The following is a 24689-nucleotide window of genomic DNA, read 5'->3' as shown; positions in this document are numbered from 1 at the left end:
ATCGTGAGTAGAGATCGCTCCCGCATCGAGGCGCCTGCCGCGACGCTCGACGGCGTGGACGAGTCGACCTGGCTGGATGTGATCCAGAAAATGGACGAGGTCTACACCCGTCTGATCGCCGACGAGGTCGAGCTGGAGAAAAAGAACGCCGAACTGGAACAGTCGCAGCAGTTCATCCTGAGCGTGCTCGGTGCCATGTCGGACGTGTTGATCGTCTGCGACGGGCAGGGGCGTATCGAGCAGGTCAATGCCGCGCTGTGCCAACTGGTGGGTAGGTCCGAAGAGAGTCTGTGCGGTGTGCGGTTCGTGGAGCTGCTGGCTGACGACGGCAGCGCCGCCATGGCTCGCGCTGCCATGGCCCAGGTCGATGGCGTGAATGCCCGACAAGGGATCGAGCTGCAGTTGTTGGATCGGACAGGGCAAGCGGTTCCCGTAGATGCGAGTTGTGCGCCGCGTCTTGGGGGCAACGGAAAACGACTGGGCACGGTCTGGGTGGGCCGGCCAATGGCCGAGCTCAAGCGTGCCTACCATGAGCTGCGCTCTGCACACGAAGCTCTCAAGCGCACCCAGCAACAGCTGCTGCACTCCGAGAAAATGGCGTCATTGGGGCAACTCGTGGCCGGGGTGGCGCACGAGCTCAACAATCCCATCAGCTTCGTGCTTGGCAATGTGCACGCGCTGCGCAAGTACTGCGAGCGGCTGCAGGTGTATCTACAAGCCCTGCAAGACCGGGTGCAGGACGACGAGATCGATGTCCTGCGCCGGCGGCTGCGTGTGGAGCATCTGTTGTCGGATTTGCCTTCGTTGATCGAGGGTACGCTGGAGGGTGCGCAGCGTACCGCCGATATCGTGCAAGGTCTCAAGCGCTTCTCGGCCATGGATTCCGAGGAGCGCCGGCCCGTCGATCTGGTGCCGGTCATCGAGCGCGCCATTCATTGGGTGCAAAAAGGGCGGCCTTCACCCGTGCAAGTCCACTGGGCTCCTCAGTGTGGTTGCACGGTGTTGGGTAGCGCGGGGCAGCTGCAGCAGGTGATGATGAACCTGCTGCAAAACGCGTTCGACGCGGTGGCGGGTGTGCCTCAGCCGACCGTGTGGGTCGAGCTGCGAAGCATCGACGATGGGCCGCCACGGGTGCAGGTGACCGTCCGCGACAACGGTCCAGGCATCGCCGCGGAGCATCTACTGCGCATCTTCGACCCATTCTTCACCACCAAACCGATCGGCAAGGGCACTGGCCTGGGGTTGTCGATCAGCTACGGCATCGTCGAGCAGCACGGCGGGCGACTGAGCGCGGCGAATGCCGAGGGAGGCGGCGCTCTCTTCGTGCTCGAGTTGCCGTGCGCTCGCACCTGAAGGGATAGGGGTTGCGTCGGCGGGGTTTTTGGTCCTGCTACCCCCGCTGCCGCAGTTGCAGGCAGAATCGTGCCCCGTTTTCAGCCACATTGACGAGGAGTGAGAGCCATCATGTTCCAATGGACCCCCAAATCCGACGCGGCGCTGGCCGCCGGCGGCGTCATCGGCCCCGACGAGCGGCTGCCTTGGCCGCAGACGGCGATGCTGGGCGTGCAGCACCTGATTGCGATGTTCGGCGCCACGGTGCTCGCGCCCATTCTGATGGGGTTCGACCCCAACGTCGCCGTGCTCATGAGTGGCATTGGCACGCTGCTGTTCTTCCTGTTCACCGGCGGCAAGGTGCCCAGCTACCTTGGGTCGAGCTTTGCCTTCATCGGCGTGGTGATCGCGGCCACCGGTTACGCCGGGCCGGGGCCCAATGCCAACATCGGCGTGGCGCTGGGCGGCATCATTGCCTGCGGGCTGCTGTACTTGATCATCGGTGCCATCGTGCAGGCGGTGGGCACGGGCTGGATCGAGCGCTTGATGCCCCCCGTCGTCACGGGCGCGGTGGTGGCCGTGATCGGGCTCAACCTCGCGCACATTCCGGTCAAGAACATGGCTCCCACGCCGTTCGATGCCTGGATGCAGGCTGTCACTTTCGTTTGCGTCGGGCTGGTCGCGGTGTTCACGCGCGGCATGGTGCAGCGCTTGCTCATCCTCATGGGCCTGATCGTGGCCAGTGTGGTGTACGCGGTGTTGGCCAACGGCTTGGGGTTGGGCAAGCCGCTCGATCTGTCGGGGGTGGCCAACGCGCCGTGGTTTGGGCTGCCCCAGTTCAGCACGCCGGTGTTCAGCGCCCACGCCATGCTGCTGATCGCGCCGGTGGCGGTCATCTTGGTGGCCGAAAACCTGGGCCACATCAAGGCGGTGACGGCGATGACCGGCAAGAATCTGGACGTCTACATGGGCCGTGCCTTCATGGGCGACGGCGTGGCCACCATGGTCGCTGGCAGTGTCGGTGGCACGGGCGTGACGACCTACGCCGAAAACATCGGCGTCATGGCGGCGACCAAGATCTATTCGACCGCGATCTTCGTGGTCGCGGGCCTGATGGCCATTCTGTTGGGCTTCAGCCCCAAGTTCGGCGCGCTCATCCAGGCCATCCCGCTGGCGGTCATGGGCGGGGTGTCGATCGTGGTGTTCGGCCTGATCGCAGTCGCGGGCGCCAAGATCTGGGTGGACAACCGGGTGGACTTCTCCGACAACAAGAACCTGTTGGTCGCGGCCATCACGCTGGTGCTGGGCACGGGTGACTTCACGCTGAAGTTTGGCGACTTTGCCTTGGGCGGCATCGGCACCGCGACGTTTGGTGCCATCGGGCTGTACGCGCTGATCAACCGCCGGCGTTCGGCGTGACGCCACGTGGCGCGCCGGGCCTGGGCGTGGCGTGCCTGCGGGGTGTGCCGCCGTTCGTCGGGAGCGCGCGCGTTGGCGAGGCGGCGGGACTACACTGCCGCCATGGACGTGATCTCGACCACGCTGTCGGGCCTGCGCGCCGCCCAGGTGCGGCTGGACAGTGCAGCCCACAACATCGCCAATGCCCAGACCGAGGGCTTTCGGCGCCAGCAGGTGCGCGCCAGCGCTGATCTCGCAGGCGGCGTGCGCACGCAAATCGACCGGCTGCCCACGCCCGGCGCAGATCTGGCCGCCGACCTGGTGGCGCAAAAGCAGGCCGCCAACGCGTTTGCCGCCAACTTGCAGGTCTTCAAGGCCGCCGATCAGGCCTTGGGTCGGCTGCTCGATGCCCGCTCGTAGCAGGCACGCTCAATAGTCGGCGCCGCAATAAAAACACCGGGCTCGCCGGTGTTTGTCATTGCGGCCCTTTGACGGCGCGTGCTCGTGATGCCAATGGTGTCTCCACCCTGACGTGGATGGTCTGCTTGCCGTCCTCTGGCACGGTGGGGCTGTCTCCTCGGCCCTCTTGGAGCCGCCGTTGCCGCGAGCGCGGCGCGCGACGACCGAATATGCCCATTCTAGAGGCGCACTGGGCCGCACGGGCATGGGACTAACCCGAACCCCACCGGTCCGCGGCGCTCATTGGCCGGCCAGGATCCAGCGCGCGGCCTTCTCCGCGATCATGAGGGTTGGGCTGTTGGTGTTGCCGCTGGTGATGGTGGGCATGATGCCCGCATCCACCACGCGTAAGCCAGCGATGCGTCCCCCACGCCCGTCGCGCACGCGCAGGTGCGGGTCCGTCACGGCCATGGGGTCGCCGTCGCGGCCCATGGCCGTGGTGCCCACGGGGTGGAAGATGGTGGTGGCGATGTCGCCCGCCAGTTTGGCCAGGTCCTCGTCGCGCTGGTACTGCACGCCAGGTTTGTATTCCTGGGGCTGGTACGGTGCCAGCGCCGGTTGCGCGACGATGCGCCGCGTCAGGCGCAGGCTCTCGACCGCCACCTGTCGGTCTTCGTCGGTGGACAGGTAGTGCGGCGCGATGGCCGGGGCCTCTTGAAAGTGCGGGCTGCGGATGCGTACCGTGCCGCGGCTGGTGGGATTGAGGTTGCACACGCTGGCCGTGAACGCGGGGAAAGAGTGCAGCGGCTCGCCGAACGCATCGAGGCTCAAGGGTTGCACGTGATACTCGATATTGGGCCAGGGCCGATCCGGCGCGCTGCGTGTGAAGGCGCCGAGCTGGCTGGGGGCCATGCTCATCGGCCCGCTGCGCGTGAGCAGGTATTGCAGGCCGATGCGCGCCTTTCCCCACAGGCTGTGCGCCAGGGTGTTGAGCGTGGGCACGCCGTGCACCTTGAATACGGCGCGGATCTGCAAATGGTCTTGCAGGTTGGCGCCCACCCCCGGCAGGTCGGCCAGCACGTCGATACCCAGCGGCTGCAGAACGGAGGCGGGCCCGATACCCGACAGCTGCAGGATTTGCGGACTGCCGATGGCGCCGGCGCTGAGCACCACCTCGCGCGCAGCGTGGGCGGTCACCGTCCCATCGCGGGTCCAGACCTCGACGCCGCGGCAGCGCAGCGCGCCATCCGCGCCTCGCTCGAAGAGCAGCCGTTTGACTTGCGCCTGCGTCCAAAGGGTGAAGTTGGGGCGGCGCTCACACGCCGGGCGCAAAAACGCCTTGGCCGCGTTCCAGCGCCAGCCGCGCTTTTGGTTGACCTCGAAGTAGCCCACCCCTTCGTTGTCGCCGCGGTTGAAGTCGTCGGTGGCGGGAATGCCCGCTTGCTGCGCCGCGCGGGCAAAGGCGTCCAGGATGTCCCAGCGCAGGCGTTGTTTTTCGACCCGCCACTCGCCGGTGCTGCCGGTGCGGCGATGGCCATGCAGCGCGGCGAACGCAGGGTCGGTATCGGCGTCCAGTCGGTAATGATCCTCGTGCGCCTTGAAGTCGGGCAGGCAGCGCGCCCAGCTCCAGTCGTCGTCGCCCGTCAGGCGTGCCCACTGGTCATAGTCGCGCGCTTGCCCGCGCATGTAGATCATGCCGTTGATGCTGGAGCAGCCCCCCAGCACCTTGCCGCGCGGGTAGCGCAGCCGCCGACCGTTGAGGCCGGCGTCGGCTTCGGTTTGGTACAACCAGTCGGTGCGCGGGTTGCCGATGCAGTACAAGTAACCCACCGGGATGTGCACCCATGGGTAGTTGTCGCGCCCGCCGGCTTCGATCAGCAACACCCGGTGCTGGGGATGAGCCGACAGGCGGTTGGCCAGCAGGCAACCCGCGGTGCCTGCCCCGACGACGATGAAGTCGAACGTGTTCACTGCGCGGTCGGCATGGCGAATTCGGCGCCCTTGGGCGTGCTCTCGGGCCAGCGCTGCATCACGCTCTTTTGCGCGGTATAGAAGCGCACGCCTTCCTCGCCATAGGCGTGCAGGTCGCCAAAGAGGCTCTTTTTCCAGCCGCCGAAGCCGTGCCACGCCATCGGCACAGGGATCGGCACGTTGATGCCGACCATGCCCACACGCACGCGCCGGGCAAACTCGCGCGCGATGTGGCCGTCGCGCGTGAAGCACGCCGTGCCATTGCCGTATGGATGGTCGTTGACGAGCTGCAGCGCGGCCGCGAAGTCCGGCACGCGCACGCACGACAACACTGGCCCGAAGATTTCCTCGCGGTAGATCGACATCGACGGCGTGACATGGTCGAACAGCGTGCCGCCCAACCAGAAGCCACGCTCGCACCCCGGCCCCGCGCGCCGCGCGTCGAAGTCGCGGCCGTCCACCCGTAACAGTGCTCCCTCGCGCAAGCCGGCCTCGATGTAGCCGGTGATGCGCTGGCGCGCGCTGTCGGTCACGATCGGGCCCATCTCCGCCTGGGGATTCATGCCGTCGAGGACCTGCAGCGCGCGCGTGCGCTCGACCAGCCGCGGCATGATGCGCTCGGCCACGTCGCCCACCAGCACGGCCACGCTGATGGCCATGCAACGCTCGCCGGCCGAACCGAACGCGGCGCCGATCAGCGCGTCGACTGCCTGGTCCAGATCCACATCGGGCATGACCACCATGTGGTTTTTGGCCCCGCCCAGCGCTTGCACCCGTTTGCCGTGGCGCGCGCCCGTCTCATAGATGTGCTGCGCGATCGGGGTGGAGCCGACGAAGCTGATGGCGCGCACATCCGGGTGTTCGAGCAGCGCATCGACCGCCACCTTGTCGCCCTGCACCACGTTGAACACCCCATCCGGTAGGCCCGCTTGCTGCAGCAGCTCGGCCAGGCGCAGCGACGGCGAGGGATCGATCGGGCTGGGCTTGAGCACGAAGGTGTTGCCGCACGCCAGCGCGATCGGAAACATCCACATCGGCACCATCACGGGGAAGTTGAACGGCGTGATGCCCGCCACCACCCCCAGCGGCTGGCGCAGCGTCCAGTTGTCGATGCCGGTGGAGACCTGCTCGGTGTAATCGCCCTTGAGCAGTTGCGGGATGCCGCAGGCGAATTCGACGATCTCGATGCCGCGCGTGACCTCGCCTTGCGCGTCGGCGAAGACCTTGCCGTGCTCCGCGGTGATCAGGCGCGCCAGCTCGTCGCGATGCTGGTGCAGCAACTCCAGAAAGCGAAAGAGGATGCGCGCGCGGCGCAATGGCGGCACCTCGGCCCAGGCAGGGAAGGCGGCGTGGGCGGCGGCCACCGCGGCGTGCACCTCGGCCGCATCGGCCAGGGCGACCCGTCCGGTGACGGTGCCCGTGGCGGGGTTGAAGACGTCTTGTTGGCGACCGCTGTGGCCAGCGAGCAGGCGACCGCCGACATAGTGGCCGATCGCGGTGGGGGTGGCATGCATATCGAGGATAAAAAAAGCTGATGACAAAGAACCCACTGTAGCGAAAGCCATTGCGCTCGACCAGCGAGTTTTTCTAAAGTAAGGCATAACGCCATCTAATATCCAAAACCATGGATCACACCGCATTGCGCGCCTTCGTCACCGTGGCCCGCGAAGGCAGCCTGTCGCGCGCGGCCCAGCGGCTGCATCTGACGCAGCCGGCCGTGAGCCTGCAACTCAAATCGCTGCAGGAGCGCCTGGGCGTGCGCCTGTTCGAGCGCACCGCGCGCGGCATGCGACTCACGCCCGACGGCGCCGCTTTGCTGCCGTTGGCCGATCGCGTGTTGGCGGCGCAGCGCGAGTTCGACGGCGCCGCGCAGCGCCTGCGCCAACAGGTGCGGGGTGAACTGGCCATCGGCACCATCCTGGATCCGGAGTTCACACGGCTCGGCGCCTTTTTGCGCGAGTTGGTAGAGACGGCGCCGCACGTGCAGACCGCGCTGCGCCAAGGCATGAGCGGTGAGGTGCTGCAGAGGCTCGACGCCGGCGAGCACGACGTGGGCTACTACCTGGGTGACCCCAACACCGACCGTGGCGTGCCGGATCGCTACCGCGTGCAGTCGCTCACCCCGTTTACCTACCGGGTGTTGGCCCCGGCAGGCTGGGGGCCGCAGGTGCATGGCAAGGGCTGGCCCGAGCTGGCAGCGCTGCCGTGGATCGAAACCCCGCCAGCGTCGGCCCACCACCGGCTGCTCGCGCGCGTGTTGCAACCGCTGGGCGTGCGCGTGCGGCGTGTGGCCCTGGTGGACCAAGAGGCGTCGATGCTCGACCTCGTACGCTCGGGCGTGGGGCTTAGCCTGGTGCGTGACGCGGTGGCGATTCGCGAGGCGCAGGCGCGCGGGCTGGTCGTGGCCGACCGGGTGTCGCTGCCGTGCGAGCTGACCTTCGTGAGCCTAGCCGAGCGCGCGGCCGAGCCGGTCATTGCGGCGGCGTGGTCGGCACTGGGGCGCGTGTGGGGGGAGCCGCAGATGGAAAAAACTTGACCCCGCGAATCACCAGTTTTTGGGCAGCTTGATTGAGTTTGCGCGGGTTGCCGGCTGATCCGTGACAGCCTTGAACAGCGGGTCGCGCGGCAAAATCTCTTCCCGAATGCGTGTGAACTCGTCCAGTCGTACCATCAAATCGTGTTTGATGTCCATCAACGCCGCTGCCGTCGTGAAGTCGAAACCACGCCGCGTGCCGCCGCGGGTATCGAGGAAGAGGTGGTTGACGTAATCCAGCATGGCCTGGGGATCATCGCGCAGCTGCAACAGCCGCTGGCGAATGTGCGGATAAGCGATTTGTTCGAGTCGGCCCTCGAGGACATCGGGCAGGCGGTCCATGGTGGCTCAGCGGACGAATGGACGATGGATGCATGCAATCGTAGCAGCCCGGATCGATTTCGGCCATCATGGCCGCCCCGGTATTCAGCCGCGCCAGAAAAACACCGCGCTCATGGCCAGTCCCGTGGCGATGACGATCCCGCGCACCGCCGCCGCCGGCAAGCGTTGCGCCCAGCGCGCACCCGCGTAGCCGCCCATCGTCGCGGCGGCCATCATTAGCAGCGCCGGTGTCCAGGCGATGGCTCCGGCCACGGCAAACGTGGCCACCGACAGCAGCGACAGCACCAGCGAGTTCAGGTTTTTGAGCGCGTTGGCGGTGTGGATACGCGACTCGCCAGTGACGGTGTAGAGTGCCATCAACAAAATACCCAGGCCGCCGTTGAAGTAGCCGCCGTAGATGGCCACGGCCAGCAGACCCCCGTGGCGGGCGGCGGCACCGCCCGTATTCGGGTCGTGCGCAGCCAGCCAGCGCACGGCATACGGTCCGGCCAGGAAGACCGCGGTGGCAAACAAGAGCAGCCAGGGCACCAGCGCGCGAAAGGCGCTGGCGGGCGTCACCAGCAGCAGCGCTGCGCCCAGCACGCCACCGGCGGCGGCGATGCCGGCTTCGACGAGCAGCCGCCGGCGCGGCAGCGCCGCCAGCTCGCGACGAAACCCCAGGGTGCTGCCGAGATATCCTGGACTGACCGCCACCGCGCTCGTGGCGTTGGCTACGATGGGCGGAATGCCCGTGAAGACGAGCGCGGGAAACGTCAGAAAACTGCCGCCACCGGCGATGGCATTGAGCACGCCCGCCGCAAAGGCCGCCACGGCCAGGAGTGGCGCGTCGGCGGGCGTCATGTCAGTTCGATGCCGGCACGATGGGGGCTACCGGCTCGGGCGCGAGCAGCGTGCCCTCGCGCAGGCCCTTGACGGTGGCCAGCAGCAGCGCCGCGATCACCACCGACGTCAGCGCCAGCAGTACCAGCGCCACCATGCGCAGTGGGGGCAGCGCCAGCGCCTCGGCCAGCCGCACGGTCAGGGTGGTGAAGGCCGCCAGCGGAAACGAAACGCTCCAAAACGGCACGCCGAACGGCTGCGCAAAGAAGCGCCGTGCCTGCGTGCCGACCCACAGCAAGGTGAACAGACCCACACCCCACACGGCCACGGCCACCAGTGGCGCTGCGCCATAGCGCAGCAGGCACAACCCCACCACGGACGCCGGTGCCAGCGTGATGAACCAGGTGGGATGCAGCCGCGGAGGGATGGGCCCATGCGCCAGGCGCCGCGCCACCAGCAGCGCAAACACCACCGGCCAGAAAAAGACGCCGATACCGAGGTGAACGGCCGACCACACCTCGTGGCCGAACCCGACCCCGGCCAGCGGTGCGACCACATTGCCCACCACGGGGATGTAGAGCACCGGGGTGATGCCGTTCCAGAGCGATTGCGCATCTGGCGCGTGGGCCACCGTGGGCGCGAGCCAGCGCCCCAGTACCCATACCGTGACGGCCAACTGGCCCAGCGCGCCCAGCCACCACAGCCCGTGCGCACCGTCCCGCCACAGCTCCATGGCCTGCATCCACGTCGCCAGCAGCAGCGCCGACACCGGCAGCGCTGCCACAAAGGTGTGGCGCACCGGGTGACGCAGGTCTTCCGCCAATGCTGGCGGGTGGCGTTGTGCCCGCACGGCCGAGCCCACCAGCAGCACCCCGAATACCGCGGCCGCCAACACGCCCAACACGAGCGACGCGCCCTGCGCCCACTCACCCAGCCAGTGACCGGCGGCGTGCCAGGCCAAGGCCAGACCCGTCAGTCCCATGACGAGCGAAAACCAACCCGGGTGCAGATATTTCAGCGGTGTGGCAGAAGGTGTCATGGGGCACCGTGTGGCAAGAGGGCGAACGAATCAGCAAGCTTTGCAGGGCAGGGCGCTCTCAGGCACGCCCAGCTTTTTGAGGATGATGGCCAGCGGGCAGAAATTGGTAAACCCAAATTGGAACAGATTCAGCCCCACGAACGCGGTGAAGGCCAAAAACCACTCGCTGACGAACAGCGGGCTGGAGGGCGTCCCCAGCGCCACCGACACGAATACGAACAGACCGGCGATGATGCGGATATAGCGTTCGACCGTCATGATGAAAGACTCCTTGACAGGGTTGGACAAGAAACAGCAGTGGGGTGGCAGCAATCAGGCGTTGCCCGCCGCCTGCGCCGCGTAGCGGCGACGGTAGACGGCGTAGTACAACACCGGAATCACCACCAGCGTCAGCAAGGTGGAGACCGCGATGCCAAAGATCAAGGACACGGCCAGGCCGTTGAAGATGGGGTCGTCCAGGATGAAGAACGCCCCCATCATCGCGGCCAACGCGGTGAGTGCGATCGGCTGCGCGCGCACCGCCGCCGACTGCACCACCGCCTGCGCAAACGGCACGCCCTTGGCGGTCTCCAGCTCGATGAAATCGACCAACAGGATCGAGTTGCGCACGATGATGCCCGCCAGCGCGATCATGCCGATCATGCTGGTGGCGGTGAACTGTGCCCCCAGCAGTGCGTGCCCGGGCATGATGCCGATCAGGGTCAACGGGATCGGAGCCATGATGATGAGCGGGGTCAGGTAGCTCTTGAACTGGGCCACGACGAGCAGGTAGATCAGCACCAACCCGACGGCGTAGGCCGCCCCCATGTCCCGGAACGTTTCGTAGGTGATCTGCCACTCGCCGTCCCACTTGATGGCGTATTGCCGCCACGGGTCGGTGGGCTGGCGAATCCAGTATTCACCTAGCTCGCCCGCGTCGGGCAGGGCGGCCTGCGCCAGTTGCGGGCGAATGCCGAACAGCCCGTACAGCGGCGAGTCGGTGCGGCCTGCCATGTCGCCCAGCACGTACACCACCGGCAGCAGGTCCTTGCTGAAGCGCGGCGCGTCGATGACGCCGTGTTCGACGCGCACCAGCTCGGACAGGGGCACCATGCGCCCGTTGGCGGCGCGCAACGGCAGCGCCAGCACCGCATCCAAGCCCACCTGCGCCTCGCGCGGCAGCTGCAGCCGCACCGGCACGGCGAACTTGGCGTAGCCGTCGTGCAAATAGGCGGCGTCCATGCCCGACAGGGCGGTGTAGACGGTTTGCGCGATCACCTGCGCCGGGATGCCCAGCGCCTCCGCGCGCGCGCGCTCGATGCGCAGGAAGGTGCGCGGCGCGTCTTCTTTGAGCGTGGTGTCGATGCCAACAATGTCCGGGGTGGCGGCAAACGCCTGGGCCACGCGGCGGGCCAGCTCGGCGCGACCGGCCTCATCCGGGCCGTAGACCTCGGCCACGATGGGCGCAAGCACCGGCGGGCCCGGGGGCACTTCCACCACCTTGATGCGGCCACCGTGCGCCTGCGCAATCGCTTCCAGGCCCGGGCGCAGGCGTTGCGCGATGGCGTGGCTCTTCTCATGCCGGTGGCGCGAATCGACCAGGTTGACCTGCAGGTCGCCTTGCTCCGGGTCGGCGCGCAGGTAGTACTGCCGCACCAGCCCGTTGAAGGTGATCGGGCTGGCCGTGCCCGCGTAGCCTTGCACGTGCGTGACTTCGGGCTGCTGGGCCAGAAAGGCCGTCATGTCCTGCAAGGCGGCCGCGGTGTCTTCCAGCGCGCTGCCGGCGGGCATTTCCAGCACGACCTGGAATTCGCTCTTGTTGTCGAACGGCAGCATCTTCAGGATCACCGCCTGCACCACCACCAGCCCGACCGACAGCACCAAGCCGGCGAGCACCCCGGCCGCGAGCAGCCAGCGGTGGCGCGCGCTGTGCAAAAACGGTGTCAGCGTGCGGGTAAAGAACGCTTGCAGCCCGCGCGTCAGGCGCGAGGGGGCGTGCGCGGCGTGCCCGTGCGAGCGCGTCAGGTGCAGCGCCAGCCAGGGCGTGACCGTGAAGGCGATCGCCAGCGAAATCGCCATACCCATGCTGGCGTTGATGGGGATGGGGCTCATGTACGGCCCCATCAGGCCGGTGACGAACGCCATTGGCAGCAAGGCGGCGATCACGGTCAGCGTGGCCAGGATGGTGGGTCCACCGACCTCGTCGACCGCGCGCGGGATGATCTCGCTCAGCGGGGCGTCGGGCGTGAGTTGCCGGTGGCGGTGGATATTTTCCACCACCACGATGGCGTCGTCCACCAGAATGCCGATGGAGAAGATGAGGGCAAAGAGCGAAACACGGTTGAGCGTGAAGCCCCACGCCCAAGAGGCAAACAGCGTGGCGGTCAATGTCAGAATGACCGCGGCGCCCACGATGACGGCCTCGCGCCGCCCCAAGGCCACGCCCACCAACACGATGACGCTGGCGGTGGCAAAGATGAGTTTTTGGATCAGCTTGTTGGCTTTGTCGGCCGCGGTGGCGCCGTAGTCGCGGCTGATGGTGACCTCGACGCCCTCGGGGATGAGGGTGTTGCGCAAGCGCTCGATCTGGGCGCGTGCCGCTTGCGCTACATCCACCGCGTTTTGGCCCGGTTTTTTGGTCACGATGACGGTGACGGCCGGGTACGATTGCCCGACCTGAGCCCCGGCGGGCAGCGCGTCACCCGGCCCTGGCGTGTGCCACACGTAGCGGCGGGGCAGCTGGGCCCCTTCCTCCACGCGGGCGACCTCGCGCAGATAGACCGGCTTGCCGTCGTGCACGCCCACCACGATGTCGCCCACCTCCTGCGCCGAGCGCAGGAATTCGCCCGTCTCCACCGTCAACAAGCCAGGTTGCCCTGGTTGGCCCGCTTGCGGGTTGGCCACCGTGCCCGCCGGCAGTGCCTGGTTGGCCGCCTGGATGGCCTGGTACAGTGCCTGCACTGGCACGCCGCGTGCGCGCAACTGGGCAGGGTCGAGCCAGACATGTACCGCCCGGCCCGGGCCACCGATGGTTTGTACTTCGCGTGTGCCCGGCACGCGCTTGAGTTCGGTTTCGATGGCATGTGCCACGCGTTCGATATCGAGCGCGCTGCGCCCGTCCGGGCTCCAGAGTGTGGCCGCCAGCACGGGCACGTCATCGATGCCTTTGGGCTTGACGATGGGTGGCAGCACCCCGAGCCCTTGCGGCAGCCAGTCCTGGTTGGCGTTGAGCACGTCGTACAAGCGCACCAGCGCCTCGGTGCGCGGCACGCCCACCTGAAACTGCACGGTCAGCACCGCCACGCCCGGGCGCGAGACGCTGTACGTGTGCTCGATACCGTGGATCTGCGACAGCACGTGCTCCGCGGGCTGCGCCACCATCTTTTCCACGTCCGCGGCCGACGCGCCGGGGAAGGGGATGATGACGTTGGCCATGGTCACGTTGATCTGCGGCTCTTCCTCGCGCGGGGTGACCAGCACGGCAAACAGCCCCAGCAGCAGCGCCACCAGCGCCAGCAGCGGGGTGATGGCGTTGGCCTGGAACAGGCGCGCCACCGCGCCGGAGAAGCCCAGGCGTTCGACGGAATCCGATTTGGGTGTCATGGTACGGCGCGTCCCTCGAGGTCAGCGTTGGGCCGGTTGGGCGCCCGCCAGACCGGCGCGCACGGGGTCCAGGGCCACGCGCTCGCCGGGCTGCACGCCGGACAGCACTTCGATGTTGTCGCCGTGATCGGTGCCCAGGCGTACCGCCCGCAGCACGAAGCCGCTGGCCGCCCCGGCGGGAGAGGCGACGTAGACGGCGGTCAACTCGCCGCGGCGCAGCACCGCGCGCGCCGGTACCACCAGGCGCTCCTCGGCGCTGGCCACGAAGCGTACCTTGACCGCCTGCCCGGGCACGTGCGAGGCCGTGTCCGCCGGGGCCAAATCCAGTCGCCACTCCACGGTTTGCGCCACCGGGTCGGCCGCGGGCAGCCGAGTCTGCGCCTGCGGCGCGACCCAGCGTCCATCCGGCAAGCGCACCTGCACCTGGTGCGCCGCCCCGGCAAGCGCTGCGCGCGAGGCCGGGACGTGTACGACCGCGCGCAGCGGCTGCGGCGCGTGCAGCGTCAGGATGGGTCGGCCTGGTGCCGCCAGGTCACCCACTTCGGCATGGGTGGCCAACACATACCCGTCGTACGGTGCCGTCAGGCGCGTAAACCCTTGCGCCAGCGCCGACTGGGACTGCGCCGCGCGCGCTTGCGCGAGCGCCGCCCGCGCGGCGTCGGCCTGTGCCTGGGCGGTGTCCAGTGCTGCCTGCGACACGAATCCCTGTGCCCGCAATTCGCGCGTGCGCTTCAGGTGGGCGTCGGCGTTGCGCGCCTCGGCCTCGGCCTGCTGCACCGCGGCCTGTGCGCGCTGCACGCCCGCACTGGTTTCGCGGTCGTCGATCACGGCCAGCACCTGCCCGGCGCGCACCCGGTCACCGGCCTTGACAGGCAGCTGCACGATGCGGCCGGCGGCCTGCGCCGCCAGCGTGCTTTGCTGCACCGCCTGCAGCGTGCCGTCCAGCACCAACCCCTGCGCCACGGGCTGACGGCTGACGGTTTGCACGTCGACCCGCGGGCCCTCGGCGGCCCAGGCGGCAGGCAGTGCGGCGGACAGTGCCACGGCGGCAGTGGCCAGCCAGTGGCGGCGCCCCAATGGTCGCGGGGCGGTGGTGTCGGCACGGAGGGGCGGACGCGGCATGGACATGGACGGACTCCTCATGCCGATCAGTATACCAAGATACCCCAGGGAGTACAAGTGGCTATCCATCGCCGTCCACGCGCACCGGCACACGCGCGGCCAGTGCACACAACAGTTCGTAGGCGATGGTACCCGCGGCGCGCGCTACCTCGTCGACGGCCAGCACGGGCCCGTGCACGCTGCGCCCCCACAGCACCACTTCGTCGCCCAGCTGGCACGGGCCGCCGGCGGCTTCGACCGGGGTGAGGTCAACCGCCAGCATGTCCATGCTGACGCGCCCCACCAGCCGCGTGCGCACGCCGCGCACCAGCACCGGGGCGCCGTGGTCTTGGCCCTGGCTGGCGTGGCGGGGATACCCATCCGCGTATCCGCAGGCCACGATCCCCACCCGCATGTCGCGGGGGGCCGTGTAGGTCGAGCCGTAGCCCACGGTTTCCCCGGCGCGCACGTCCTGGATGGCGATCAGGCGGCTGGTCAGCGTCAGGGTGGGCTGCAAATCCCAGTGGGCAGTGTCGTGATGGGGGTGGTCCGGTGCGCTGCCGTACAGGGCGATGCCCGCGCGTACCCAATCGGCAGCCAAGGCCAGGGTGTCGTTCGGCCCCAGCAGCCGCGCCGACTGCGCATGGCGCAGCAGCGCGGCGCTGTTGCACAGGCTGCGCTCGCCGGGCAGGTCGGCCGTGGCGCGCACGAAGGCCTCGACCTGATGCGCGATGCCCTCGCGCCCCCAGCGCAGGCCATCGGCGTCGCTGAAGTGCGTCATGAGGCTCACCTCGTCGACCTGCGGCAGCGCTTGCAACCGCGCCCAGGCGGCGCGAAACGCCTCGGGCCGAAAGCCGAGCCGGTTCATCCCCGAGTTCATTTTCAAAAAGACACGGTGGGGTTGGTGGGTTTTGTGCGCCCCCAGCCACTCGATTTGTTCCTCGCAATGCACCACGTGCCACAGGTTCAGTCGCGAGCAGACCTCGAGGTCGCGCGGCTCGAAACACCCTTCCAACAGCAGGACGGGGCCCCGCCAGCCGAGCGCGCGCAGGCGTTCGGCTTCGGCCAGGTCGAGCAGTGCAAACCCGTCGGCCGCGCGCAGGGCATGGAAGACGTGCTCGATGCCGTGCCCGTAGGCGTTGGCCTTGACCACGGCCCACAGGCGGGCCGATCCCGCTGCGGCGCGGCAGCGTTGCAGGTTGTGGCGCAGGGCATCGAGATGGACGGTGGCGTGGATGGGACGGGGCATGGCAAGACGGCGTGCTATAAACGCGCGCACTTTCGCACAAAATGCGCTGCTGGCGCAGCGCCTACGATCCTCTTTCACCGGCATGAAGCGCGGCTTCTACACCATCATGACGGCGCAGTTTTGCAGCTCGTTGGCCGACAACGCGCTGTTCGTGGTGGCGGTCGAGCTGCTGCGCAGCCGCGGCGCGCCCGAGTGGCAGGCGGCCGCGCTGGTGCCGATGTTCGCGCTGTTCTACGTGGTGCTGGCGCCGTTCGTCGGCGCCTTCGCCGACGCCCGCCCCAAAGGCCACGTCATGTTCATCAGCAACGCGATCAAGGTGGTGGGCTGCTTGCTGATGCTCACCCCTGTGCACCCGCTGCTGGCCTACAGCTTGGTTGGGTTGGGGGCGGCGGCGTACTCTCCGGCCAAGTACGGCATCCTCACCGAGCTGCTGCCGCCGTCGCAGTTGGTCAAGGCCAACGGCTGGATCGAGGGGCTGACGATCGCCTCCATCATCCTGGGCGTGGTGCTGGGGGGGCAGCTCGTGGGGCCCACCGTCTCAGGCTGGTTGCGCGGGTTGGGCATCCCGTTGATCGGGCACACCGCCTCAGCACCCGAGGCGGCCATCATCGGGCTGGTTTTCGTGTATGCGCTGGCGGCCGCGTTCAACCTGCGCATCCCGCGTACCACGGCGCCGTTGCGCCATCTGCCGGCCAACCCATTGGCGTTGCTGGGCGACTTCTGGCGCTGCAACCTGCGCCTGTGGCGCGACCACTTGGGCCAGATCTCGCTGGCCACGACCACGCTGTTCTGGGGCGTGAGTGGCAACCTGCGCTACATCGTGCTGGCCTGGGCGGCGGCGGCGCTGGGCTATGGCACGACGCAGGCGTCGTCGCTGGTGGGGGTGGTGGCCATCGGCACCGCGTTGGGGGCCGTGGTGGCATCGCTGCGCATGCGGCTGGAGCATGCCCCGCGCGTCATGCCGCTGGGCATCGCGATGGGGGTGCTGGTGATCGCCATGAACGCCATCGACAACGTCTGGGTGGCTGCGCCGTTTCTGATGCTGCTGGGGGCGCTAGGGGGCTTTTTGGTGGTGCCGATGAACGCGCTGCTGCAACACCGCGGCCATAACCTGATGGGCGCGGGGCGCTCCATCGCAGTGCAAAACTTCAACGAACAGGCGTGCATCCTGGGCCTGGGCTTTCTGTACACCGCCGCCACCGGGGTGGGGGTGTCGGCGTTCGGCGCCATCGCGGCCTTCGGCGCCTTGGTGGCGTTGGTGATGTGGGGGATTCAGCGATGGCACGCCGCCAACCTGCGCCGCTACCCGCATGAGTTGCAACGGCTGTTCGAGATTGCGCGGCGCGACGATTTGCACGGGTGAGCGGGGAGTCCGGTGCTTAGCCGGAGAGACGCGCCACATGCGCCCACCCGGTCTGGCGGCTTGGGTACAGCAAAGGCCGCCTAGACTGTTGGGCCATGTGGCGGTGCTGACGCCAGCGCGGCGTCCACCAGCTCGACCCAGTGGCGCACCGGGGTGTCGGTGCCGCTCTGCAGGTGGGTGATGCAGCCGATGTTGGCCGAGACGATCACCTGCGGCGACTCGGCCTGCAAGTGGGTGAGTTTGCGGTCGCGCAGCTGCTGGCTCAGCCCGGGCTGCAGCACGCTGTAGGTGCCGGCCGAGCCGCAGCACAGGTGCGACTCCTGGCGCGCCAGGGTCACCGTGAACCCCAGCTCACCCAGATACCGCTCGACGCCGCCACGCAGCTTTTGCCCGTGCTGCAGCGTGCAGGGCGGGTGAAAGACGACCCGGCGCGCGATCCCGTCGGGCAGCGTGTCGCCCAGCCGGGCTTTCCAGGCCGGTACCAGATCGGGCAGCAGCTCGCTCAGGTCGCGCGTTAGCTCGCTCACCCGGCGCGCCTTGTCGGCGTAGTCGGGGTCATGACGCAGCGCGTGCGCGTAGTCTTTGACCATCACGCCGCAGCCAGAGGCGTTCATCACGATCGCCTCCACCCCAGGGCTGCCGTCGGTCGGTGCGATCCATGGCCACCACGCGTCGATATTGGCGCGCATGTCGGCCAGCGCGCCGACCTGGTCGTCGAGGTGAAAGCGCAGCGCCCCGCAGCAGCCCGCCTTCGGCGCGATGAGGGTCTGGATGCCGGCTGCGTCGAGCACCCGTGCCGTGGCAGCATTGATCTGGGGCAGCATCGCGGGCTGCACGCAACCGGCCAACAGCAGCACACGCCGCGGGTGCGTCGTCGTGGGCCAGACGCCAGGGTCGCGCCGCTCGGGTACCTTGGCGCGCAGGGTCTCGGGCAGCAGGGCGCGCACACTTTGCCCTAACCGCATGGCGGGCGCAAACAGCGGCGACGTCAGGCCCTCGCGCAGCAGCCAGCGCACGGCGCGCTCACCCACGGGGCGCTCGACGCGCGTCTCCACCACCTTGCGGCCGATGTCGAGCAGGTGTCCGTATTCGACGCCGCTGGGGCAGGTGGTTTCGCAATTGCGGCAGGTCAGGCAGCGATCCAGGTGGCGCTGGGTGGCGCGCGTCGGTGGCGCACCTTCGAGCACCTGCTTGATCAGGTAGATGCGGCCACGCGGGCCGTCGAGCTCGTCGCCCAGCAGTTGGTAGGTGGGGCAGGTGGCGGTGCAAAAGCCGCAGTGCACGCAGCGGCGCAAGATCGCCTCGGCGGTCTGGCCATCGGGCGTGTCTCGAAATTCGGCAGCGAGTTGGGTCTGCATCCTCAGTATCCCCAGATGCCGGGCTGAAAAATCCGGTGCGGGTCGAACGCGGCGCGCACGCGCTGCTGCAGGGTGCGCAGCGTGGCCTCGGGCGGCGTGAAGCGCTCGTGCGCTTCGGGCTGCGCCGCGGGGGGGCGAAACAGCGTGGCGTGCCCACCGCCCTGGCGGGCCAGGGCGCGCAGCGCCTCGGCCGCCGACACCGGGGCCCAGACCCAGCGCTGGCCACCGAACCATTCGATCACGGTATCACCGGGCCAGGCCAGCATCGGTGTGGTGGGTGCGACGGACAGCCGCCACAGCCCGTGCTCGTCTGACGGCGGCTGGGCGAAGAAGTCCGACGTCTGTTCGCGCACGCTGTGCCACACAGTGGCTGCCGCGGCTGGCTCCAGGCGCTGGCCGCCGGTTTCGCGCAGCAGCCGCTCGCTGGCGGCCTCCACCGCCGCAGCGGCCCCGCGCAGCCGCAGCCACAGCGTGCCGCCGGCGTGGGGCGACCAGAGGCTGGCATTGAGCGGCAGGGGCTGGCTGCGCCAGTGCGCCAGGCGTTCCAGCGCGGCGTCGGCGGGCAGCGCCGCGCACAGGGTGGCCTCCCCCGCGGCCACCGGCAGCACCTTCAGCGACACCTCGGTGATGACGCCCAGCGTACCCAGGCTGCCGGCCAAGGCGCGGCTGACGTCGTAGCCCGCGACGTTCTTCATCACCTGACCGCCGAAGTGCAAGTCCTCGCCCCGGCCGTCGAGCAGGCGCACGCCCAGCACATAGTCGCGCACGGCGCCTACCGCGGCGCGTGCCGGGCCGGCCAGCCCCGCCGCCACCATGCCCCCCACGGTGGCGCTGGGTCCGAAGTGCGGGGGCTCGAACGGCAGGCACTGGCCGTGGCGGGCGAGCACGGCTTCCAGCTCGGCCAGAGGGGTGCCGCAGCGTGCGGTCACCACCAGCTCGGTCGGCTCATGGTTGACGATGCCGGCGTAGGCCTGGGTGTCGAGGACTTCGCATTCCGCGTCTAGGGGGTTGCCGTAAAACGCCTTGCTGCCACCGCCGCGGATGCGCAAGCGCGGTCCGCCGGCGGCCGCCGCGCGGATGCGCTCGGCCCATGCCTGCAGCAGGGCATCATCGCCGGCCGGCGTGTCGGCGCGTAAAAGGGGCTGGGATTCGACCATGGGGGCAATGGTAGCCCGCCCCGGCAGGCGCCGTGTGAAGAATTTGAATGATCGCTGTGAACGGCGACGGCGCGGCCCCTGCCGTTCAATCCCCGTACAGTGGGGCAGGCAGCCCGGGTGCGTCCAGCGGATGCGCGAGCACGGCACCGCTGTCGGGATACTGCGCCAACTCGTCCGCCGGGCGGTGCTGCCGGGCGGTGGTGACGAACAGCGTGCGCAGGCCGGGCCCGCCAAAGCACAAGCCGGTCGGGCACTGCGCGGGCAGTGGCCATTCGCTGGCGATCTGCCCCTCCGCCGTCAGGCACACCACGCGCGCACCACCCTCCAGGGCCAGCCAGTAGCGGCCGGCCCGGTCCACCGCCGCGCCCGCGGGATGCTCGCCGCCGCCGGGCGCAGGAGAGGCCAGGCGCCGCAGGGGCAATCGCACACCCAATTCCGGCGGCCACCGACCGGCGGTGTGCATCGGCTGGGTGTACACGATGCGCGCCACGCCATCTGCGCTGTACAGCAGCGTGCCGTCGGCTGACCAAGCCAGCCCGGCGCAGGCTGCCGCAGCCGGTCCGATCCGGGCGAGCTCGGCCCGGTGGCGCTCGCCCGTGCGCAGGCAATACAGCGTGGCTGCCGGGTCATCGCCGGTTTCGGCGCACGCGGCCAGCCACAGTCGTCCCCAGGGGTCGCAAACGCCATCGACGAAGCACACCCGCCGCGTGTCGTAGGGGGCATCGATCACGCGTTGCAGCGGCAGGTTCCAGTCGGGCAGGTGGAAGATGCCGTCGCGCAGCGCGATCAACCAGCCGCCGCGCCGGCACGGCACGAGCGCCGCGGGTGTTTGCGGCAGCTCCATGGCCTCGCTGCGCCCACTGGGGACATGCATGCGCCACAGGCGCTGCAGGCCCTGGTCGATCCAGTACAGCCGATCTTCCAGCCCGCGCCACACGGGTGCCGCCCCCCGGGCGCTGACCGGGGGCGTCACGGGCGCCCAGCCCCCTGCCGCAGGGGGCTCCGGCGGGCGCGATGGGGTCGCAGGCGCAGCCATGGCCCCATCTTATGCCATCCCCGCGGGTGTGGCATACACTGCGCGCATGCTGTGGGTCAAAACCTTTCACATCGTCTTCATCGCCAGTTGGTTCGCTGGGTTGTTTTACCTGCCGCGCATCTTCGTCAACCTGGCGATGGTCGATCCGGGCAGCGTCGCCGAGCGCGAGCGGTTGCTGCTGATGGCGCGCAAGCTGCTGCGCTTCATGACGCTGCTGGCCGTGCCCGCCTTGGGGCTGGGGCTGTGGTTGTGGCTGGGCTATGGCATCGGCCTGGGGCCGGGCAACGGCTGGATGCACGCCAAGTTGGCGGTCGTGCTCGTGCTCATCGGCTATCACGTGGCGTGCGCGCGTTTGCTGCGCGCGTTCGAGGCGGGGGCCAACCGCCGCAGCCACCACTGGTACCGCTGGTTCAACGAAGTGCCGGTGATCCTCATGGTCGTGGCGGTGGCGCTGGTGGTCATCAAGCCCTTCTAAAGGACGGCGAGTGGCGCGTACGCGGCAGGCGGTGGCCATGGGCGCGCAGCGGCACGGCTCGCTCGCGTGGCCGCTGTTGCTCAGTTACGCGGTCCTGGTCGTCTATGCCAGCCTGTTTCCCTTCGAGGGGTGGCGCTCGCAGGGCGTGGCGCCGTGGGCGTTTCTGCTGGCGCCGTGGCCGCGTTATTGGAGCGGTTTCGATATCCTGGCCAATCTGCTGGGCTACGCGCCGCTAGGCGCGTTGTTGACCGTCGCGCTGACGCGCACGGGCTGGCCCCGGCTGGCGCCTGTTTTGGGGGTCGCGGTCCCGACGCTGCTCTCGCTGACCATGGAGGCGCTGCAAACCTACTTGCCGCAGCGGGTGCCTTCACAGCTGGATGCGCTGCTCAATGCCGCGGGTGCGCTGCTCGGCACGGGGGTGGCGCTGCTGCTGTTGCGCTGGCGTTGGCTGGGGTCGTGGGGGCAGTTTCGCGCCGAGTGGCAGCAGCCCGGCGCCCAATGGGCATGGGGTGTGTTGCTGCTGTGGCCGTGGGCGGTGCTGTACCCGACCTCGGTGCCTTTCGCGACGGGGCAGTTCTGGCCCCGCCTAGAGGCGGCGTTGTGGCGGGCCGCCGAGGGCTCGCCCCTGCAAGCCTGGTTGCCGCAGAGCGCCCCGCTGTCGCCACCCAGCCCGTTGACCGAGGCGCTGCTGGTCGCGCTGAGCCTGTGGTTGCCCGTGCTGCTGGGCTACGCCAGCCTGCGCCGGGTCGGCCAGCGCGTGCTGTTCGCGCTGCTGTTTGGTGCGGCGGCGTGGGGCGTCGGCACCTTGTCGGCGGTGCTGACCTTCGGCCCCTCCCACGCCTGGGCGTGGTTGACCCCGCCCGCCCAGTTGGGCTTGGCCGCCGCCGCGGCCATGTCGCTGTTTGCGCTGCTACTGGGCGCGCGGGCGGCCGCGTTGCTGGTGGTGCTGATCGGGGGCCTGATGCTAGGGCTGGTCAACCGCGTTCCCGATCCCGCGTATCTGGATGTGGCGCTGCAGACCTGGGAGCAGGGGCGCTTCAGTCGCTTCCATGGCGTATCGCAGTGGCTGGGCTGGATCTGGCCCTGGGCGGCGCTGGTGGTGGCCGCCCGGCTCGCGTTGCGCCGCGACGGCCACGCGGGGCGCGGCCCATCCTACAATCGCCGCCTATGACCGACGCTGTCGCCAACGATCCCAACCCCACCGCGCCGTACTACCGCCGGCACATCTTTTTTTGCCTCAACCAGCGCGACAACGGCCAAGCCTGTTGTGCGCAGCACGCCGCACAGGCTGCCTTCGAGCACTGCAAGGCGCAAGTGCGCGCGCTCGGCCTGGCCGGACCCGGCCAGGTGCGGGTCAACAAGGCGGGCTGTTTGGACCGCTGCGCCGGCGGGCCGGTGGCGGTGGTGTATCCAGAGGGGGTCTGGTACACCTACGTCGATTTGGCCGATATCGACGAGATCGTCACCTCGCACCTGCGCGACGGCGTGGTCGTTGAGCGGCTGTGTCTGCCGCCCGACGTGGGCCGCTGAGGCGGCGCCGCTGTTGTCGGCGATGAACGCGCAAACCACCTTTATCACCATCCCGGGCCCCGCCGGCGCGCTGGAGCTGGCCATCGACCGGCCCGCGCTCGCGCGGCCCGGCGGCGGCGTGGCCGTGATCGCCCACCCGCACCCGCTGTTTGGCGGCACGCTGCACAACAAAGTCGTGCAGACGCTCGCGCGCGCCTGTGTGCAACAGGGCTGGGAGGCGGTGCGCTTTCACTTTCGCGGCGTCGGGGGCAGCGCTGGGGTGCACGACCATGGGGTGGGCGAGGTCGATGACCTGCTGGCCGTGGTGGCGGCGCGGGCCTCGGGGGTGCCGCTGGTGTTGGCGGGGTTTTCCTTCGGCGGCTATGTGGCCGCGGCTGCTGCGGCTCGCTTGTGGCCGCAGCAGCCGGCGCACGCCTTGTGCCTGATCGCGCCCGCGGCGAGTCGCTTCGAATTGCCCCCGTTGCCCGAGGAACTCCAGGCGCGCACGCTGGTCGTGCATGGCGAGGCGGACGACACCGTGCGACTGGCCGCGGTGCTCGACTGGGCGCGCCCCATGGGGTTGCCGGTGACCGTGGTGCCGGGGGGCGAGCATTTTTTTCATGGCCGCCTGCCGCTGCTGAAGTCCCTGACCCTGCGCCATTTGCGCGCGCTGGATTGACGGCCGCCCCGGCCTGGGTGGCTCGCAAGGAACGATCGACGTGTCTGTACTGCAACGAATCCGAATCCTGAGTCAAGCCTGTGCCCGCCGCACCGGGCGCCGAACGGGCGCGACCGCGTGGCTCGTCGCGCTGATGCTGGCGTGGATACCGATGGCGCATGCCCAGGCGCCGCAGCCGCCCGAGATCGCGGCGCGCGCCTGGCTGCTGCTGGATGCCACCAGCGGGCAGGTGCTGGCGGCCAAGGACCCGGATGAGCCGGTCGAACCTGCCTCGCTGACCAAGCTGATGACCGCCTATGTGGTGTTCGATGCGCTCAAGGCGGGCAAGCTCACGCTGGACCAAAAGCTCACCGTCAGTGAGCGCGCGTGGCGCATGCCCGGCTCGCGCATGTTCATCCAGCCCAATCAGCAAATCCCGGTAGAGGACCTGCTCAAGGGCATGATCGTGCAGTCCGGCAACGACGCGACTGTGGCGCTGGCCGAGGGTGTGGGGGGCACGGTCGAGCGCTTCGTGGAGCTGATGAACCAGCAGGCCAAGGCGCTGGGGTTGACGCGCACGCGTTACCAGAACCCCGAGGGGTTGCCCGCGCCGGGCCACACCACCACGGCGCGCGATTTGGCCACCCTGGCGCAGCGGCTGATACAGGATTTTCCGCAGTACGTGGGGTACTACGCCATCCAGCGCTACCGCTACCCTGGCACGCCGGCAGCCAACGACACCAACCGCAACCTGCTGCTGTTTCGGGATCCCACGGTCGATGGCCTCAAGACCGGCTACACCGCCGCCGCGGGCTACTGCCTGGTGGCCACGGCGCGCCGCCCCCAGCCCGGGTTGGGCGAGGGTCCGGCGGGGCAGCGCCGCCTGATCAGCGTCGTGCTGGGTGCGGCCAGCGAAAACGCGCGCGCGGCCGAGAGCCAGAAACTGCTCAACTGGGGTTTCAGCGCCTTCGAGGCCGTGCGCCTGACGGCCCCGGGCCAGCCCATCGCCACGCCGCCGGTGTGGAAGGGACGCACGAGCGACGTGCGGCTGGGCCGCCCGGAGGGCATCGTCGTGTCGGTGCCGGCTGGCACGGCCAAGGGCCTGCGCACCGAGGTCGTGCGCCCCGATCCACTGGTGGCGCCGCTGCTCAAAGGCCAGCCGCTGGGCACGCTGCGCGTGCTCTCGGCGGGCGGCGTGACCCTGGCCGAGGTGCCGCTGACGGTGCTGGAGCCGGTGGAAGAGGCGGGGCTGCTCGGCCGCCTGTGGGGCGCGTTGCGGTTGTGGATCCGGTGATTGCATCCCGGGACGTGTCGTGCTACAGTAGAGGGCTTTTCGGGTCTGCCCGAGGGCGGATCGTTCACTTTTGA

The 24689-nt window shown here is 69.0% G+C and carries 22 protein-coding genes; 10 read left to right on the top strand and 12 right to left on the bottom strand.

Annotated features, from left to right (window positions below):
• Nucleotides 1–3: 3 nt before the first annotated feature.
• From ACPP3B_RS05115 to ACPP3B_RS05105, 3 genes are all read left to right on the top strand, one after another.
• On the top strand, nt 4–1353 hold the full coding sequence (locus ACPP3B_RS05115) for a PAS domain-containing sensor histidine kinase (RefSeq protein WP_299022899.1): 1350 nt from the start codon (nt 4–6) through the stop codon (nt 1351–1353).
• 111 nt (nt 1354–1464) lie between these two features.
• Entirely contained in the window at nt 1465–2751 is a 1287-nt protein-coding gene (locus ACPP3B_RS05110) for a solute carrier family 23 protein (RefSeq protein ID WP_424859922.1), read from the top strand.
• 102 nt (nt 2752–2853) lie between these two features.
• On the top strand, nt 2854–3150 hold the full coding sequence (locus tag ACPP3B_RS05105) for a flagellar basal body protein (protein ID WP_299022894.1): 297 nt from the start codon (nt 2854–2856) through the stop codon (nt 3148–3150).
• A gap of 279 nt (nt 3151–3429) precedes the next feature.
• Here ACPP3B_RS05105 and ACPP3B_RS05100 read toward each other — a convergent pair whose 3' ends face one another.
• Together ACPP3B_RS05100 and ACPP3B_RS05095 are read right to left on the bottom strand one after the other, a co-directional pair.
• Nucleotides 3430–5100, bottom strand: a complete 1671-nt coding sequence (locus ACPP3B_RS05100) for a GMC family oxidoreductase (RefSeq protein ID WP_424859921.1) — start codon at nt 5098–5100, stop codon at nt 3430–3432.
• Nucleotides 5097–6614, bottom strand: coding sequence for a CoA-acylating methylmalonate-semialdehyde dehydrogenase (locus ACPP3B_RS05095; protein ID WP_424859920.1), 1518 nt, complete (start codon nt 6612–6614; stop codon nt 5097–5099). Before ACPP3B_RS05095 ends, ACPP3B_RS05100 begins: the two co-directional genes overlap by 4 nt.
• A gap of 110 nt (nt 6615–6724) precedes the next feature.
• Between ACPP3B_RS05095 and ACPP3B_RS05090 the strand changes: the two genes are divergently transcribed.
• On the top strand, nt 6725–7636 hold the full coding sequence (locus ACPP3B_RS05090; RefSeq protein WP_424859919.1) for a LysR family transcriptional regulator: 912 nt from the start codon (nt 6725–6727) through the stop codon (nt 7634–7636).
• A 9-nt stretch (nt 7637–7645) separates the two neighbouring features.
• Here ACPP3B_RS05090 and ACPP3B_RS05085 read toward each other — a convergent pair whose 3' ends face one another.
• The 7 genes from ACPP3B_RS05085 to alr form a co-directional block, all read right to left on the bottom strand.
• Nucleotides 7646–7975 carry a hypothetical protein gene (locus tag ACPP3B_RS05085; protein WP_424859918.1) on the bottom strand — a complete coding sequence of 110 codons (330 nt, stop codon included), beginning with the start codon at nt 7973–7975 and terminating at the stop codon, nt 7646–7648.
• An 84-nt stretch (nt 7976–8059) separates the two neighbouring features.
• Nucleotides 8060–8815, bottom strand: a complete 756-nt coding sequence (locus ACPP3B_RS05080) for a sulfite exporter TauE/SafE family protein (protein ID WP_424859917.1) — start codon at nt 8813–8815, stop codon at nt 8060–8062.
• Between the two features lies 1 nt (nt 8816).
• Nucleotides 8817–9833 carry an SLAC1 anion channel family protein gene (locus ACPP3B_RS05075; protein ID WP_424859916.1) on the bottom strand — a complete coding sequence of 339 codons (1017 nt, stop codon included), beginning with the start codon at nt 9831–9833 and terminating at the stop codon, nt 8817–8819.
• A gap of 30 nt (nt 9834–9863) precedes the next feature.
• Nucleotides 9864–10091: a YgaP family membrane protein gene (locus tag ACPP3B_RS05070; protein ID WP_424859915.1), complete on the bottom strand. Its 228-nt coding sequence runs from the start codon at nt 10089–10091 to the stop codon at nt 9864–9866.
• A 54-nt stretch (nt 10092–10145) separates the two neighbouring features.
• The gene (locus tag ACPP3B_RS05065; protein WP_424859914.1) at nt 10146–13415 is read right to left on the bottom strand and encodes an efflux RND transporter permease subunit; all 3270 of its coding nucleotides are present in this window, start codon (nt 13413–13415) and stop codon (nt 10146–10148) included.
• A gap of 21 nt (nt 13416–13436) precedes the next feature.
• Nucleotides 13437–14543, bottom strand: coding sequence for an efflux RND transporter periplasmic adaptor subunit (locus tag ACPP3B_RS05060; RefSeq protein ID WP_424859913.1), 1107 nt, complete (start codon nt 14541–14543; stop codon nt 13437–13439).
• A 55-nt stretch (nt 14544–14598) separates the two neighbouring features.
• Nucleotides 14599–15765 carry an alanine racemase gene (alr, locus tag ACPP3B_RS05055; RefSeq protein WP_424859912.1) on the bottom strand — a complete coding sequence of 389 codons (1167 nt, stop codon included), beginning with the start codon at nt 15763–15765 and terminating at the stop codon, nt 14599–14601.
• A gap of 82 nt (nt 15766–15847) precedes the next feature.
• On the opposite strand from alr, the gene lplT reads away from it, so the two are divergent.
• Nucleotides 15848–17128 carry a lysophospholipid transporter LplT gene (gene lplT, locus ACPP3B_RS05050; protein ID WP_424860144.1) on the top strand — a complete coding sequence of 427 codons (1281 nt, stop codon included), beginning with the start codon at nt 15848–15850 and terminating at the stop codon, nt 17126–17128.
• An 80-nt stretch (nt 17129–17208) separates the two neighbouring features.
• Here the strand turns inward: lplT and glcF are convergent, their stop codons facing one another.
• From glcF to ACPP3B_RS05035, 3 genes are all read right to left on the bottom strand, one after another.
• Nucleotides 17209–18486: a glycolate oxidase subunit GlcF gene (gene glcF, locus ACPP3B_RS05045; RefSeq protein ID WP_424859911.1), complete on the bottom strand. Its 1278-nt coding sequence runs from the start codon at nt 18484–18486 to the stop codon at nt 17209–17211.
• A 2-nt stretch (nt 18487–18488) separates the two neighbouring features.
• Nucleotides 18489–19643: a glycolate oxidase subunit GlcE gene (gene glcE, locus ACPP3B_RS05040; protein WP_424859910.1), complete on the bottom strand. Its 1155-nt coding sequence runs from the start codon at nt 19641–19643 to the stop codon at nt 18489–18491.
• Nucleotides 19644–19728: 85 nt separating this feature from the next.
• Nucleotides 19729–20679 (bottom strand): SMP-30/gluconolactonase/LRE family protein, encoded by a 951-nt coding sequence (locus ACPP3B_RS05035; protein ID WP_424859909.1) that lies wholly within the window; start codon nt 20677–20679, stop codon nt 19729–19731.
• 46 nt (nt 20680–20725) lie between these two features.
• Between ACPP3B_RS05035 and ACPP3B_RS05030 the strand changes: the two genes are divergently transcribed.
• The 5 genes from ACPP3B_RS05030 (at nt 20726) to ACPP3B_RS05010 (ending at nt 24615) form a co-directional block, all read left to right on the top strand.
• Nucleotides 20726–21154 (top strand): CopD family protein, encoded by a 429-nt coding sequence (locus tag ACPP3B_RS05030; RefSeq protein ID WP_424860143.1) that lies wholly within the window; start codon nt 20726–20728, stop codon nt 21152–21154.
• A gap of 10 nt (nt 21155–21164) precedes the next feature.
• On the top strand, nt 21165–22325 hold the full coding sequence (locus tag ACPP3B_RS05025) for a VanZ family protein (protein WP_424859908.1): 1161 nt from the start codon (nt 21165–21167) through the stop codon (nt 22323–22325).
• The gene (locus tag ACPP3B_RS05020; protein ID WP_424859907.1) at nt 22322–22684 is read left to right on the top strand and encodes a (2Fe-2S) ferredoxin domain-containing protein; all 363 of its coding nucleotides are present in this window, start codon (nt 22322–22324) and stop codon (nt 22682–22684) included. Before ACPP3B_RS05025 ends, ACPP3B_RS05020 begins: the two co-directional genes overlap by 4 nt.
• A 22-nt stretch (nt 22685–22706) precedes the next feature.
• Complete coding sequence (locus ACPP3B_RS05015) at nt 22707–23342, top strand: alpha/beta hydrolase (RefSeq protein ID WP_424859906.1); 636 nt, start codon at nt 22707–22709, stop codon at nt 23340–23342.
• 133 nt (nt 23343–23475) lie between these two features.
• A complete protein-coding gene (locus ACPP3B_RS05010; RefSeq protein WP_424860142.1) occupies nt 23476–24615 on the top strand; it encodes a D-alanyl-D-alanine carboxypeptidase family protein in 1140 nt (379 codons plus the stop codon).
• Nucleotides 24616–24689 lie beyond the last annotated feature (74 nt).

The sequence above is a fragment of the Tepidimonas sp. HKU77 genome (assembly GCF_049728535.1).
Taxonomy (GTDB): Bacteria; Pseudomonadota; Gammaproteobacteria; order Burkholderiales; family Burkholderiaceae_C; genus Tepidimonas.
The sequence above is the reverse complement of the archived record's forward strand: the minus strand, read 5'-3'. Positions and strand labels throughout refer to the sequence as shown.